This window comes from Rhizobium giardinii bv. giardinii H152 (assembly GCF_000379605.1).
In the GTDB taxonomy this organism is placed as follows: domain Bacteria; phylum Pseudomonadota; class Alphaproteobacteria; order Rhizobiales; family Rhizobiaceae; genus Pararhizobium; species Pararhizobium giardinii.
In genome coordinates, this window is sequence record NZ_KB902746.1 from 185,860 (window position 1) to 199,004 (window position 13,145).

Genomic DNA, 13,145 nt, shown 5'->3' on the forward strand with positions numbered 1-13,145 from the left:
CCACCAGCAGAAAACAGAAAAACCGGCCGCGGAATGCGCGGCCGGTTTTTCGGAAATTTGATTTATGGCCGGAAACCTTACGCGGCGGCTGACCTAACGGCAGCTGTCGCCTTGGCGACTGGTGCTTCGTACGGTTTGTAAACGTCCTTGGCGAGATCGGCATACATTTCGCCGAGCTTCGTCGCTTCGGTGATGTAGCCTCCGTAAGCCGACTTTACATATTTGGTCTGCAGCTCGAAAGCAGTTTCGACACTCTTGACGGTGCTGATCTTCTCGATGTGAGCAACGCTGTCTTCAAAAGCCTTCTTGGAATAGTCGGCGGCTTCGGAGGCGATCGCTTGAAAAGCCTTTGTCAACGCTGAATAGCTTTTCAACATCGTATCGAGCGTTTCTTTGCTTTTCTTGTTTGCATCTTCGAAATTGAACATCAGGCTGCTCCTCTTTGAACCTTGCAACGAGCCCACTCTATGTGCGCCGCACAATAGAGTCAACGTAAGTTGCGGCGCGATAGACCTCTGTCCTTCCAATCACTTGACGAAAAATGGTGTCCTCGTAGAAATTTAGAAGGCACACTAGTAGATTAACGAATACAAGTACGACCTTATAAAGTGATTTCGGTGTCAATATTATGCATTAGCGACAAATTATAAAATCACTTGCAATCTCCGTTTGACGCGCGACCTGCAGTCTGCGGTTTTACCTCGACTATCCTTCAGACAATCCTCGAGGTCACGACCCTTGGTAACGGCCCTTGCAAGCGAAGACGTAGATCTCAACTCATGGCCCGGACCCGGCGCCCTGCTCTTCGTCGTGCATGACGACCATCGCTCCGCGCTGAGCCGACAGGAAAGCAACCACACTGCCCGATCCCGCCGGCGCCAACAGCCAGTACGCCGATCGCGCTTGGGTGACAAAGTAGTTGATCGTCTTCAGTAATCCTGCGTAGCTCTGCACCGAAATGTCGGAGATGATCAAACCAGGTCGAGGTGTCTGCTAATATCACTTTGCCAATGCACTCCGGCGGCGTGTGGCTGCCTCGGCATCCGGCACGGTTCCTCCTCGTAGCCGGACTTTACACAAACAAGCGTATCAAACGCCTGGCGAACGAGCGCTGCGGTTTCCTTGATACCCGTCAAGGACTTCGCCTTATCCATGAGTGCGTCAGCATGGGCATTGGCTACACGGATGCCCACTTGCGAGAGCGACCTATGGACCAGAGACAAGCGCCTGCGGGCAGCAGCCGAAAAGGCGGGCGCTTCTTTGCAACCGGTCGACTTTCCCCCACTAAATACTGAAGTCTAGGGCTACGAGGATCCTGATAGGTTTTTGCGAGCCCTTTGGTCTTGAACTGACCTGCAGACTTGTCGGCCGGTTCAATAAAAAACTGCTCCGCGTGCTGCCGCGGAATCCTGCCACTATACTTTGAACACCCTGCGGGTTCGATAGCACCGACCTCGTCAATCTACCCATCAAGCAGCGGCCCCATCGCAGCTCCCAGCACAAGTCGGCCCTTTCGGGGCAAGCCAACCACCCACCGCAGCGGACGGGCTTGCTCCGAAGGGGTGCGCGCAACTCAGTTCTTGACGGTGTCCTCGAGGAAAAACCTCCCGAGCGGATTCTGGTCGAAGTTCGCGATGTTTTTGCGCGAAACGTTGATGTAGGGGCTGTAGTAGAGATCGATCCAGTGGACGTCGTCCTTGGCAATCTTCTGGATATCCACATACATCGACTCGCGTTTGGCCGGCTCGAGTTCCAGGCGGGCGGCAGCCACCAAGTCCTTAACTTTATCATTCTTGTAGCGGGTCATATAGTTCATGTTCGTGTCGTGACCGAGGACGAAGGTCGTCTTCTGGTCGGCGTCGAGAATATCGTTTGTCCAATACATGACTGAGATATCGTAATCGCCGGCGACCAGCATATCCCAGCTCTGGCTCGGATCGACCTTCTGCAGGGTGACCGTGACGCCAGCCTTCTGAAGCTGCTGCTGCAGGAGAACAGCGATCTGCTCGTCGACCTCGTTCCCGGCATTGACGATGTAGCTCAGCGACAAATCCGACGCTCCGGCCTCCGCGAGCATCGCCTTGGCCTTATCCGGGTCATATGGGTACCGATAGTTGCCGTCATAGTGATAGAGCGAGCCCTTCGGGATAAAAGAATTCGCGACTTCACCAAGCCCGAAGGTCACCGTATCGACGATCGCTTTCTTGTCGATCGCCATGTCGAGGGCCTGGCGTACTTCCTTGTTAGCGAGCGCACCGTGCTCATGGTTGATCAGAAGATGATCTTCGCGGGTCGATGTATCGATGTGGATATCGAGGTTCGGATCCTTCTTCAGCTCCTCCACGCGCGAGAACGGCACGAAGATCGCCGTGTCCAGTTCACCCGCCTGAACATTCAACATGCGGGTATTGTCGTCGGGGACGGAGATCCACTCGACACCATCCAGCTTGACGCGGTCCGCCTGCCAGAAATTCGGGTTCTTTTCGAGGATAACACGGTCACCGCGACGCCACTCCTTGACGATGAAAGCGCCGGATGATGCGGTCGGCTTTTCGGCGAAAGCTTCCTCGCCTTCAGCTTCGAGGGCCTTCTTCGACAGCACCGAAACGTTCGGCAGCGCCAATGTCGACAGAAAAGGGGCGGATGGCGTCTTCAGCTTGACAACCAGCGTGCGGTCGCCGGCGGCTTCTGCCGTTTCGACGATCTTATAGCTGTCGCTCCACAACGAGCCTTCATTGTCGCGAATGCGCAGCAGGCTGAAGGCAGCGTCTGCGGCGGTGATCTGGGAACCGTCGGAGAATTTGGCGTCGCGGATCTTGAACGTATAGATCAGGCCGTCATCAGAAACCGCCCAGCTTTCGGCCAATCCTGGCTCCAGCTTGGTACCGGTCTTATCGACGCGGATCAGCACGTCGAAAACATTGGAGAAAACCCAGTTATCGACGTTCTGCGCCGACTTAATCGGGTCAAACGTAGTCGAGTCCTCGCGGCGGCCAATGGTGAGCACGCCCGCTGCTTCGGCAATGCTTGCTCCGAGTGTGGCCACGGCAAACACCGTGGCTATGCTTAAACTCTTCCATCTGCTTTTCATGGTCACTGTTCCCTTTGTTGCTATCGCGTGCTGATGAGTGATCGGCGTCGAAGAACCGGAGGCGCCTTCGGCTCGCTCCGAAGGTGCACATCCCCTTTCGGCAATGGCTTGTCCGGGTCGATGTCGGGAATGGCGCTGATCAGCGCCGCCGTATAGGCGTGGCTCGGGTTGGCAAACACATCGTCGCAGCGACCTTCCTCGACGATTTCGCCGCGATACATAACGACGACCCGGTCGCAGAGGTTGCGGACGATGGCGAGATCATGGGCAATGAAGAGCAACGTAAGGTTCATCCGCGCCTTGAGATCTCGAAACAGCTCGATAATCTGCAACTGGATGGTGACGTCGAGGGCAGCCACGCATTCGTCGGCGATAATCAGCTTCGGATTGACGGCGAGCGCTCGCGCGATACCAGCGCGCTGGCATTGCCCGCCGCTCATGCTGCGTGGAAGGCGGGTCGCGAATGAGCGGTCCAGTTCGACGAGATCGAGTAGTTTGCCGATCCTATCCGAAATGCCCACCGGTGACGTGTTGCCCTGCACCGCCAGAACTTCGGCAAGCATGTCGCCGATGGTCAGGCGCGGGTTGAGGGCGTTGTAGGGATCCTGGAACACCATGGCCGCCTCGGTCCGCAGCTTTGCCAGTGTCAGACGTCTCTGTTGGGCAAGATCGGATCCCTCGAAGCGAATGTGGCCAGACGTCAGCGGCGTGAGCCCGAGAATGGCACGGGCCAGCGTACTCTTGCCGGAACCGCTTTCGCCAACGATGCCGACTGCTTCGCCGGGCATGACCCGCAAGCTGACACCATTGACGGCGGCAGTGCGCATTTTGTTTTTCTTGAAAAGATCCAGTCCGGGCGTCGGAAAACGCACCACCAGATCGTCAATTTCCAACAGGGGTCGCACGGTCATATTCGCCGCAACCTGCGTGACCGCCCTCAAGCCGCCCTCCTCCGGTATCGACGCATGGCTTTTTAACAGGCTGGCCGTATAGGCATGCTGCGGTTTGGAAAGGACGCGGCGTTTGGGACCGTGTTCCAGAAGCTGGCCGTTGCGCAGCACGGCGATGCTGTCGCAGGTCTGGGCGACGATGCCGAGGTCATGAGTGATCAGGATGATCGACAGACCGCGTTTGTCGCGCAGGTCCAACAGCAGACGCAGGATCTGCGCTTGGATGGTGACGTCGAGCGCCGTGGTCGGCTCGTCGGCGATCAGGATTTTCGGATTGCACGACAGAGCTACCGCGATCATGGCGCGCTGGCGCATGCCGCCGGAGAACTCGTGCGGATAACAGTCAAATTGCCTCTCGGGATGAGGAAATCCGACCTGGTCGAGAATATCGACCGCAGCAAGCCGTGCCTGGTCGCGGCCAAAGCCCTGATGATAGCGGATACCTTCGGCGATTTGCTCGCCAATCCGCATGACAGGATCCAGATGGCTGGTCGGGTTCTGGAAGATCATGCCGATCTCCACCCCGCGCACTGCGCACATCACATCTTCGTCGAGCGCCACCAGATCCCTGCCCCCGAGCAGAATGGAGCCACCGCCGATGGCAATCGCCGGGGAAGGCAAAAGCTTGACGAGCGCGCGGCAGATCATGCTCTTGCCAGAGCCGCTTTCGCCTACCAACCCGAGGATTTCGCCCCTGCCGAGGTCGAATGAGACGGCATCGATAAGCGTACGGGTTTCGCCTTCGATCGAAGTTTTTACCGTCAGATCGCGGATGGAAAGAATAGGGCCGGTCATTCGTTCACTCCCAGCCATTCGCCAAAGCGATCGCCCAGGAGGCTAAAGCCGAAGGCCAGTACCACGATAGACAGACCGGGAAACAGCGTGATCCACCAGGCCGTGGTGATGAAGCTCTGGCCCTCTGCAACCATGACACCCCATTCGGCGACCGGCGGCTGAACGCCAAGACCGAGATAGCTGATCGCGGCGCCATTGAGCAGCACGAGCACCGCATCCGACATGGAAAAGACAATGGAGCCGGCAATCGCGTTCGGCAGGAGGTGGCGAAACATGATGCGAGCGCGGCTAAAACCAAGGCTGACGGCTGCCACCGCATAATCGCTGCTTTTCAACACCAGCATCTGCGCTCTGATCAACCGTGCATAGGAAACCCAGCCGACCAGGGCCATGGCGATATAGAAGCTCGACAGGCCCGGCCCAAGGATGGCGATGATCGACAGCATCAGCACAAGAAAGGGAAACGCGAGGACTATGTCGACCAGCCGCATGAAGACCGTATCGACAAAGCCGCCAAAGAAGCCGGCAACAGTACCGATGAAGGTACCGATGAGAAATGGAAAGATGACGCCGATGACGGCGATCTGCAGGTCGACGCGGGTACCCCAGATGACTCGCGACAGAATATCCCGGCCAAAATTGTCGGTGCCGAAGGGATGGGCAAGCGACGGCATGGCGAGGCGGACGGCTGCGTCCTGATAGATCGGGTCATAAGGTGCGATTAACGGCGCGGCGAGGGCCACAGCCAGGAATAGTCCGAGTATTCCAGCGCCGATTGTCCAAGTCATATGCCGGCCGAGGAAGCGGCTCCATGGCACGCTGATGCGGGCGGCCGAAGCAGCTGTGGTCATAGCCGGACCCTCGGATCGAGACTGACCGTGACGATGTCGGCGAAGAAATTGACGAGAACCGTCGCACAGGCGAAAACCATGGCGACACCCTGCACCACCATGTAATCGCGCGAGAAGATGGCCCGAACCAGCAGTTGCCCCATCCCCGGAATGGCAAAGACCGTTTCGACGACTACGGTGCCGCCGATGAGCCAGCCGATATTGACGGCCAGCAGATTGACTGTCGGCGCCAATGAGTTTGGCAGGACATGCCGCCAGAAGACAATGTTTTCCGGCATGCCGCGCGCTCGTGCCGCTGTCGCAAGATCGGATTTCAACGCAACGATCATCGCCGCCCTCAGGCTTCGTGTCAGCACCGCCGAGAGCGACAGCGCGATGGTCAGGCTGGGCAGAGCGAGATGCGCCAGCTTGTCGCCGATTGTTTCGCCATAGCCCGACACCGGAAAGATGCCGAGCCGCACCGAAAACAGGATGATTAGCATTAGCGCCAGCCAGAAGGGTGGAAAACCGATCCCAAATGTGGAGACGATCCGCACCGCATGATCCGCAAGACCGCCGTTGTTTCGCGCTGCGATCGCAGACATCGGCACTGCAATCAGGATTGACAAGAGAACGCTCGTAAGGACCAGAGTCAGTGTCGGTTCAGCACGTGTGGCAATCAGGTTCAACACGTCAATCTTGTACAGAATCGACTTGCCCATCTCCCCTTTGCCGAGATTTTCGAGAAAATAGAAATATTGGAGCCACAGCGGCTCGTCGAGGCCGTATTGCGCTCGGATGCGGGCAATTGCCGTCGGCGTAGAGCGAGTGCCTAGCAGTACGCGAGCCGGATCACCGGGAATGAGCCGTACCAGAATAAAGGTGATGATGCTGATCCCAAAAAGCACCGGCAGGAACTGCAGTGGCCGGAACAGAACGAATCTATAGCGGTGCATGCGCGTGCCCTCCTTTCTGCCATCGGATCTCAGCCGCCATCGGCTTGTGCATCATAACGCCGCCCCGCGTCGTGACAGGAACTCAAGTACGGCCGGATAGTAGGCCTGCGGGTTCTCATAAAACGGCATGTGGCTCGCGTTGGCGAACACCCTCAACTCCGCGTTCGGCAGGCCGAGCTTCATGCGAAGTGCGCAGGCCGGCGTTAGTTCGTCGTGTTCGCCACAAGTAATCAGAACCGGGACCGTAATTTTCGGCAGGTCCCGGACCCGATTCCAGTCCCTCAGGTTGCCGGTGTAAAGAAACTCGTTTGGCCCCTGCATGGTGCCGTAAGGACCCATGTTCCAGTCGTCCAGCGATCGCTTGACCGGGGCCGGCCAGGTAGATAGACGGCAGACGTGCCGGTAGGTGAGGATGGCGATCGCCGCCAGATATTCTGGATGATCGATTGTCCCCTGCGCCTCGTGTTTCTGCATCATGGCAATCGTTTCGGACCCCAAGGCCCCGCGCAGGCGCTCAAGTTCCTGAACCAGATGCGGAATGTCGGCGACCGTATCTTCGAGGATCAGCGTTTTCAGGTTTTCTGGATAGGTCAGCGCATAGTCGATGGCAAGCCAGCCACCCCAGGAATGACCGAGCATATGCACCTTGCCAAGGTTCAGTGCCTGTCGCACCGTCTCGGTCTCCTCGACATAACGTCCGATCGTCCAGAGGCCAGTATCCGCCGGACGGTCTGACGCGCCAGTGCCAAGTTGATCGAAGGCGACAATACGATACCCCTCGTCCATGAGGCATGAATGCGCCTCGCGAAGGTAATCGCAGGGTAGTCCCGGTCCGCCGTTCAGGCAGAACACCACCTCGTCGCCGGTTCCGAAGGAATATGCGACGACCTTGAAGCCATCAACCTCGACCTCCAAGCGCTCGTCGGGCTTGATCTCCCGCCACATTCCAGTCTCCGAAAAATCGCTTGCCCATCTTTTGAGCATGGCTAATTTTTAGCGGAATATCGGTTCTGCACCAGCTATAAGAAGTGATAGGATCTCTGTCAGCAGGTTCAATCGCATGTATGACTTGGAGTTCAGCTATGCTTGACGATATCGGTCAGATCAGACAACGTTTCTCGGCAGAGGTGACGCTTGAAGGCCGCATCGATCAGGTGTTTGAAGCGATGAAACGGCTGGGATTTGACGCGCTGATCTACGACTATACGCCGGTGCCCTATGATTTGGCCGGCGACCTGATGATCCCGTCGCTGTTGAAGCTCCGCAACATTTCCAACGACATGCACGAATTCTGGTGCGAGCGCGGCTATTTCCGCATCGATCCCGTCCAGCATCTTGCGCTACGCACGACGACACCCTTCTTCTGGAACTACGACAGGAATGCCGGTACGCTGATTAACCGCTTCATGAACGAAGAGACGGCGCCAGTGGCGCATTATCTGCGCGAGCGCGACATGTCATGCGGCGTCACAGTACCCGTGCACATGCCGCGCGGGGCCTATGCCACCTTGACGGGTCTGCGTCTTGGCGATAAGCGCGACTTCGAACGGGATGCCGGCTATGTGCTTGCAGATTTTGGCCTGCTAGCCCATGTTTTTCATGAAACTGCCTATCCTCTTTTTGACCGGGACGTGCGCGTATCGACGAAGATGCGGCTGACCGACCGCGAGCGGGAATGTCTGCGCTACTCGGCCAAAGGCCTCTCCGCCAAAGAGATTTCGCGGATTATCGATCGTTCGGTACCAACCGTCGTCATGCACCTCAATGCAGCGGCAAAGAAACTCGGCGCCAAGAACCGCACCCAGGCCGTGGTGCGCGCCACCCACTATCGCCTGCTCGACGACACATCCTATTACTTATGATAGCTGCCGATCCCGGCGCGCCCGCATTATGGTTTCCCATCTTGAGCGAACAGATGGAGAAGCACGTGGCGACGGTGGCTGCTGAGGAAGGATTCATGCCATTTCGCGAATACCGTACATGGTATCGCGTCTGCGGATCCCTCCGTTCTTCCCTGCTACCGCTGGTGGTCGCCCATGGCGGCCCCGGCTGCACGCATGATTATGTCGATTCCTTCAAGGATATCGCAGCCCTCGATGGCCGTGCCGTCATCCATTACGACCAGCTCGGCAATGGCAACTCCACGCGACTTCCGAAGAAAGGCGCGGACCTTTGGACGGTGTCGCTGTTTCTCGAGGAACTGGACGCGCTTTTGAGCCACCTCGGTATTGCCACCCGCTATGCCTTCCTCGGGCAATCCTGGGGCGGCATGCTCGGCGCGGAACATGCCGTGCGCCAGCCGCAAGGGCTCAAGGCACTCGTAATTGCAAATTCGCCCGCCAATATGCACACGTGGGTGGCCGAGGCCAACCGCCTGCGCGGCGACCTGCCGCAGGCGGTGCAGGATACGCTGCTGAAGCACGAGGAAGCCGGGTCCCTAACCGACCCGGACTATCTCGCCGCCTCTCGCGTGTTCTACGACCGCCATGTCTGCCGCGTTGTGCCCTGGCCGCCCGAAGTGGCTCGCACCTTTGCGATTATGGACGTGGACAACACCGTCTACCGCACCATGAACGGCCCCACCGAATTCCACGTCATCGGCACGATGAAGGACTGGACCATCGAGGATCGCCTGTCAAAGATCGCCGCTCCGACCCTGTTGATCTCCGGGCGTCATGACGAGGCAACCCTGGAGGTCGTTCGCCCATACGCGGACAATGTTCCAGATTGCCGCTGGGTGGTGTTCGAAGACTCCAGCCATATGCCGCATGTCGAGGAAAAGGCCCTTTGCCTTGCGACGGTCTCAGACTTTCTCAAGCTGCATGACGAAAGTTGAAGGCGATTTCGCTTCGGGCGAACGTGCACTTACCAATTAGCTTCGCACCATTCTTCTTCAGATTTGCTCGTCTTCGCCCTTTTGTTAAGGGTCCGTCCGCGCGGATATCGATCTTTTGCCACAGGATCCGGGCGTTGAGGCGGACTGATCAGTCGTCAAAGACTGCAAACCGCCCGGGCACCAAGCAAAGCCGCGATCCGGCGGCTACCGCACTGCGAACACAGGCGGCTGCTGGAGCCGATCCTTACGGGCCGCGGCGGCGCTACTTGCCCTGTCGAAGAGTTGGAGGCCAATGACAGTGCGCCGCCCTGCGATCTACGCCTCGGGGCATCGTCGCCGCCAATTGGCATTGTTGCAGCGTCGGCGAGCCGCGTTCGAAACAGCTCAGGAAACTATTTCCCGTCAAGCCACTCTTGCAGCTCTGCCTCAGCCCGCTCCAGAGCGCTGTAGTTCAGGAGTTTGCGCAGAAAAGCGATTGTGACGGCGCGCGCGCGGAGATTGAAGCGGCCATCCTCGTGGTCGTCGCCGGCCGTCTGGTACACGTCGAGCTTGTCGTATAGCTGCTGCAAGCGGTTCTGCACGCTGCGCAGCGAGAGGCCCCGACGTTTGGCGATCGCCCGGTCCGTGAGACCAAGCGCGATATCAACGAGAATTTCATATTCGGAATCGGTGAAACCGTTCGTCAGGCCGAGGCTCTTTTGCTGCAAGCCCCTCACTTCGCGGTCGATGACGCATTGACTCTCGATGAAGATCGAGCGTAGCGCAAGCTTCAGCCGCTCGTCGGAGGCGGATTTCAGCACATAGCCGTAGGCGGCGCCATCCGGCACGATGCGGGAAACGCCGCGCACATAGGCCTCGTCCGAGTAATTCGACCAAAACAGGATGCGGGTCTCCGGCCGCTCCTTCCAGATCGTGCGCGCCGCCTCGATGCCATTGCGGCTCGCCATCTGCAGATCCATGACGATGTGCGCCGATTTGTGGTCGCGGGCCAGTTTCTCGCCAACGGTTCCGTTCTCCGCCTCGATCACCGTGTCGCATTCCGGCAAGGCCGCGTTAACTGCCTCGTGCAGGTAGGATCGGTGCAGGGGGTCGTCCTCGACGATCAGAACCTTCATCTCGCCTTTCTCCTCAGTTCGGCCCGCTCTCCGGGACCTGCGGCACGAGTGGAAGCACGACGCGCACCACCGTCCCGCGATTGTTGTAGCCGGGCACGGTTGTGAAGCGCGCCGAGATGAGCCGGGCACGGGTCTTCATGTTGTCGATGCCTCCGCCGATCCGTCCCCGCGCCTTGGCGAGCCCGGTCCCGTCGTCGGCGATTTCGATCGATAGCCGGTCGTCGCCGATCTCGAGCCGCACCATGACGGCCAGCGGGGCAGCATGGCGCACTGCATTATTGATCGCCTCCTGCGCGATACGGAACAGCGCGACGCTGACGGTCGGTTCCAATCGCTCCAATGCGCCGTTTGTTTCGTCGACGAGGCCCCATTCGATGCCCGACCCGGTGTCGCGTGTCGAGCGGTCCAGATGATGCTCGATTGCTTGGGCGAGACCGAAGAGCTGGAGCACCGACGGTTTTGCCTGTTCTATGATCTGCCTCAAATCCTGCATGCAATGCTGCAGGGAACGGGAGATGGACTCCAGCGCCTCGGGCGGCACCTCGACGTTGCGCGACAGCCGATCGATCCGGCGGGCGAGCCGCGTCAGGTCCGCAAGTGTCTGGTCGTGCAGGTCCATGCCGATCCGCTGGCGCTCCTGCTCCAGTGCTTCGGTAAGCTTCAGCGCGCCTTGTCGCAACCCCTCCTCGCGGGCGCGGGCTTCTGCCTCCACAATGGCTGAGCGTTGCGCCTGCTCGGCCGCCTGCAGAGCGAAGAAATAGGGCGTCAGCAAGTCGGCGATGATACGGGCGCGCTCGATATCCTCCATCGTATAGACGCCCGCTTTTTGCGACGAACAGGAGAGCGCCGCGATGATCGTGCCCTGCACCTTCATCGGCACATGCAAGCGGCTCCGCAGCGACTGTTCGACGATTGGCCGTTTGAACGCACCTTCGAAGTGGAAACGCGGGTCCGCCATGGCGTCGTCCGCAAGGAGAAAGTCCACCTCGCCCCGGAGCAGCGAACGGATCGGGCTGTTGATTACGGGCGCACCGACAAGACTGCCCCAGGCGGTCTCGATGCCCGTCTCGTAGGCCGTATGGTAGTTGCCACCCTCAAGGAGTACACAGACATCCAGATGGTCATGCGGGATTATATGGGCTACCTCGGCCGCCACGGAACGGATGGCCGAGCGGAAATCGAGCTGCCCCGCAAGCAACCGGGAGATGCCGAGATAGTGGTCGAACATGGCTGCGGGTGCGAGATGCAGCATTTCTCGGTTCCTCCTTAAGACGGCAAGCTCCTCAACCCGCCGCGATCGCTTCGCAGTAAACGCCTGCAGAAGCAGCGCCGTCTTGCATAAACCCGCAGCTTGTTCTGCAAAACCCGCAAACGACTTGCCGCCTCGCCACTGTACAGTCTGCTCGAGTTCCCGCATCCTGCCTTTACTGAGGGGAGGAAGCTCAGTGCAAGAACAATTTTCACTCGGACCCATTGTGGGCCGGCAGGAGTGAAGCGATCCGCCGACCAGCGCGATCATGAGGGAGAGAGACATGACAATCCGTAAGATGATTCTGGCATCAGCTGCTATCGCTTGCGCCGCGATGCCCTTTTCCGCCTTCGCCGACACGTCGGCCAAAAAGATTGCCCTTTCCAACAACTACGCGGGCAACTCTTGGCGTCAAGCCATGCTGACGAGCTGGGAAAAGGTGACAGGCGAAGCCGTGAAAGCCGGCGTCGTTGCCGCAGCCGACGCTTTCACTACCGCCGAGAACCAGGCGACGGAACAGGCCGCGCAGATCCAGAACATGATCTTGCAAGGTTACGACGCGATCGTACTTAACGCCGCCTCTCCGACGGCGCTAAACGGAGCGGTCAAGGAAGCCTGCGACGCCGGCATCACCGTCGTTTCTTTCGACGGCATCGTGACCGAACCCTGCGCCTGGCGCATCGCCGTCGACTTCAAAGAAATGGGCCGCAGCCAGGTGGAGTACTTGTCGAAGAAACTCCCAGATGGCGGCAACCTGCTTGAGATCCGAGGGCTTGCCGGTGTCTTCGTCGACGACGAGATATCGGCGGGCATCCACGAGGGCGTCAAGCAGTTCCCGCAGTTCAAGATTGTCGGCTCCGTTCATGGAGACTGGGCGCAGGACGTGGCGCAGAAGGCTGTTGCGGGCATCCTGCCCAGCCTGCCCGACATCGTCGGCGTGGTGACGCAAGGTGGGGATGGTTATGGTGCCGCACAGGCCATTGCCGCTACCGACCGGAAGATGCCGATCATTGTCATGGGCAATCGCGAAGACGAACTGAGATGGTGGAAGGAGCAGAAGGACGCAAAGGGCTACGAGACAATGTCCGTATCCATCGCGCCGGGCGTCTCCACGCTCGCCTTCTGGGTGGCCCAGCAGATCCTTGACGGCAAAGAGGTCAAGAAGGACCTTGTCGTCCCTTTCCTGCGTATCGACCAGGACAATCTCGAAACGAACCTCGCCAACACCCAGGCCGGTGGCGTTGCCAACGTGGAATACACGCAGCAAGACGCACTCAAGGTTATCGAATCGGCAAAGTAAATTTTCTGGCGAATGCCGCGCGA

12 protein-coding genes and 2 pseudogenes are annotated in these 13,145 nt (G+C 58.8%); 4 read left to right on the plus strand and 10 right to left on the minus strand.

The window, feature by feature from the left end; genetic code table 11:
• Positions 1 to 77: 77 nt before the first annotated feature.
• The 3 genes and pseudogenes from A3AY_RS0132745 to A3AY_RS40985 all read right to left on the minus strand — a co-directional run bounded on the left by A3AY_RS0132745 (position 78) and on the right by A3AY_RS40985 (position 1,154).
• Positions 78 to 428, minus strand: a complete 351-nt coding sequence (locus A3AY_RS0132745; protein ID WP_018329892.1) for a phasin family protein — start codon at positions 426 to 428, stop codon at positions 78 to 80.
• Positions 429 to 777: 349 nt separating this feature from the next.
• Positions 778 to 975, minus strand: coding sequence for a hypothetical protein (locus tag A3AY_RS0132750; protein ID WP_018329893.1), 198 nt, complete (start codon positions 973 to 975; stop codon positions 778 to 780).
• Positions 976 to 999: 24 nt separating this feature from the next.
• Positions 1,000 to 1,154, minus strand: a pseudogene (locus A3AY_RS40985) (type II toxin-antitoxin system VapB family antitoxin).
• Here A3AY_RS40985 and A3AY_RS41645 point away from each other — a divergent pair.
• Positions 1,152 to 1,302: pseudogene (locus A3AY_RS41645) on the plus strand (type II toxin-antitoxin system VapC family toxin); the annotation flags it as partial. The pseudogenes A3AY_RS40985 and A3AY_RS41645 overlap by 3 nt on opposite strands.
• A gap of 271 nt (positions 1,303 to 1,573) precedes the next feature.
• Here the strand turns inward: A3AY_RS41645 and A3AY_RS0132760 are convergent.
• The 5 genes from A3AY_RS0132760 to A3AY_RS0132780 are packed head-to-tail and all read right to left on the minus strand — an operon-like array spanning position 1,574 to position 7,567.
• A complete protein-coding gene (locus tag A3AY_RS0132760) occupies positions 1,574 to 3,091 on the minus strand; it encodes an ABC transporter substrate-binding protein (RefSeq protein WP_026204069.1) in 1,518 nt (505 codons plus the stop codon).
• Positions 3,092 to 3,111: 20 nt separating this feature from the next.
• Positions 3,112 to 4,836 (minus strand): dipeptide ABC transporter ATP-binding protein, encoded by a 1,725-nt coding sequence (locus tag A3AY_RS0132765; RefSeq protein WP_018329895.1) that lies wholly within the window; start codon positions 4,834 to 4,836, stop codon positions 3,112 to 3,114.
• Entirely contained in the window at positions 4,833 to 5,687 is an 855-nt protein-coding gene (locus A3AY_RS0132770) for an ABC transporter permease (protein ID WP_018329896.1), read from the minus strand. Before A3AY_RS0132770 ends, A3AY_RS0132765 begins: the two co-directional genes overlap by 4 nt.
• Positions 5,684 to 6,622, minus strand: coding sequence for an ABC transporter permease (locus tag A3AY_RS0132775; protein ID WP_018329897.1), 939 nt, complete (start codon positions 6,620 to 6,622; stop codon positions 5,684 to 5,686). The genes A3AY_RS0132770 and A3AY_RS0132775 overlap by 4 nt, the downstream gene beginning before the upstream one ends.
• Positions 6,623 to 6,673: 51 nt before the next feature.
• Complete coding sequence (locus A3AY_RS0132780; protein WP_018329898.1) at positions 6,674 to 7,567, minus strand: proline iminopeptidase-family hydrolase; 894 nt, start codon at positions 7,565 to 7,567, stop codon at positions 6,674 to 6,676.
• A 137-nt stretch (positions 7,568 to 7,704) separates the two neighbouring features.
• On the opposite strand from A3AY_RS0132780, the gene A3AY_RS0132785 reads away from it, so the two are divergent.
• Both A3AY_RS0132785 and A3AY_RS0132790 read left to right on the plus strand, forming a co-directional pair.
• Entirely contained in the window at positions 7,705 to 8,484 is a 780-nt protein-coding gene (locus A3AY_RS0132785) for a LuxR family transcriptional regulator (RefSeq protein ID WP_018329899.1), read from the plus strand.
• Positions 8,485 to 8,537: 53 nt separating this feature from the next.
• Positions 8,538 to 9,458, plus strand: a complete 921-nt coding sequence (locus tag A3AY_RS0132790) for a proline iminopeptidase-family hydrolase (protein ID WP_040669538.1) — start codon at positions 8,538 to 8,540, stop codon at positions 9,456 to 9,458.
• Between the two features lie 392 nt (positions 9,459 to 9,850).
• Here A3AY_RS0132790 and A3AY_RS0132795 read toward each other — a convergent pair whose 3' ends face one another.
• Together A3AY_RS0132795 and A3AY_RS0132800 are read right to left on the minus strand one after the other, a co-directional pair.
• Positions 9,851 to 10,573, minus strand: a complete 723-nt coding sequence (locus A3AY_RS0132795; protein ID WP_018329901.1) for a response regulator transcription factor — start codon at positions 10,571 to 10,573, stop codon at positions 9,851 to 9,853.
• 13 nt (positions 10,574 to 10,586) lie between these two features.
• Entirely contained in the window at positions 10,587 to 11,825 is a 1,239-nt protein-coding gene (locus A3AY_RS0132800) for a GAF domain-containing sensor histidine kinase (RefSeq protein ID WP_018329902.1), read from the minus strand.
• 280 nt (positions 11,826 to 12,105) lie between these two features.
• On the opposite strand from A3AY_RS0132800, the gene A3AY_RS0132805 reads away from it, so the two are divergent.
• Positions 12,106 to 13,122: an ABC transporter substrate-binding protein gene (locus A3AY_RS0132805; protein ID WP_018329903.1), complete on the plus strand. Its 1,017-nt coding sequence runs from the start codon at positions 12,106 to 12,108 to the stop codon at positions 13,120 to 13,122.
• Positions 13,123 to 13,145: the final 23 nt, after the last annotated feature.

Coding starts and splice junctions, on each gene's coding strand:
- A3AY_RS0132745 (WP_018329892.1), bottom strand. CDS start 428: ATGTTCAATTTCGAAGATGCAAACAAGAAAAGCAAAGAAACGCTCGAT.
- A3AY_RS0132760 (WP_026204069.1), bottom strand. CDS start 3,091: ATGAAAAGCAGATGGAAGAGTTTAAGCATAGCCACGGTGTTTGCCGTG.
- A3AY_RS0132765 (WP_018329895.1), bottom strand. CDS start 4,836: ATGACCGGCCCTATTCTTTCCATCCGCGATCTGACGGTAAAAACTTCG.
- A3AY_RS0132770 (WP_018329896.1), bottom strand. CDS start 5,687: ATGACCACAGCTGCTTCGGCCGCCCGCATCAGCGTGCCATGGAGCCGC.
- A3AY_RS0132775 (WP_018329897.1), bottom strand. CDS start 6,622: ATGCACCGCTATAGATTCGTTCTGTTCCGGCCACTGCAGTTCCTGCCG.
- A3AY_RS0132780 (WP_018329898.1), bottom strand. CDS start 7,567: ATGTGGCGGGAGATCAAGCCCGACGAGCGCTTGGAGGTCGAGGTTGAT.
- A3AY_RS0132785 (WP_018329899.1), top strand. CDS start 7,705: ATGCTTGACGATATCGGTCAGATCAGACAACGTTTCTCGGCAGAGGTG.
- A3AY_RS0132790 (WP_040669538.1), top strand. CDS start 8,538: ATGGAGAAGCACGTGGCGACGGTGGCTGCTGAGGAAGGATTCATGCCA.
- A3AY_RS0132795 (WP_018329901.1), bottom strand. CDS start 10,573: ATGAAGGTTCTGATCGTCGAGGACGACCCCCTGCACCGATCCTACCTG.
- A3AY_RS0132800 (WP_018329902.1), bottom strand. CDS start 11,825: ATGCTGCATCTCGCACCCGCAGCCATGTTCGACCACTATCTCGGCATC.
- A3AY_RS0132805 (WP_018329903.1), top strand. CDS start 12,106: ATGACAATCCGTAAGATGATTCTGGCATCAGCTGCTATCGCTTGCGCC.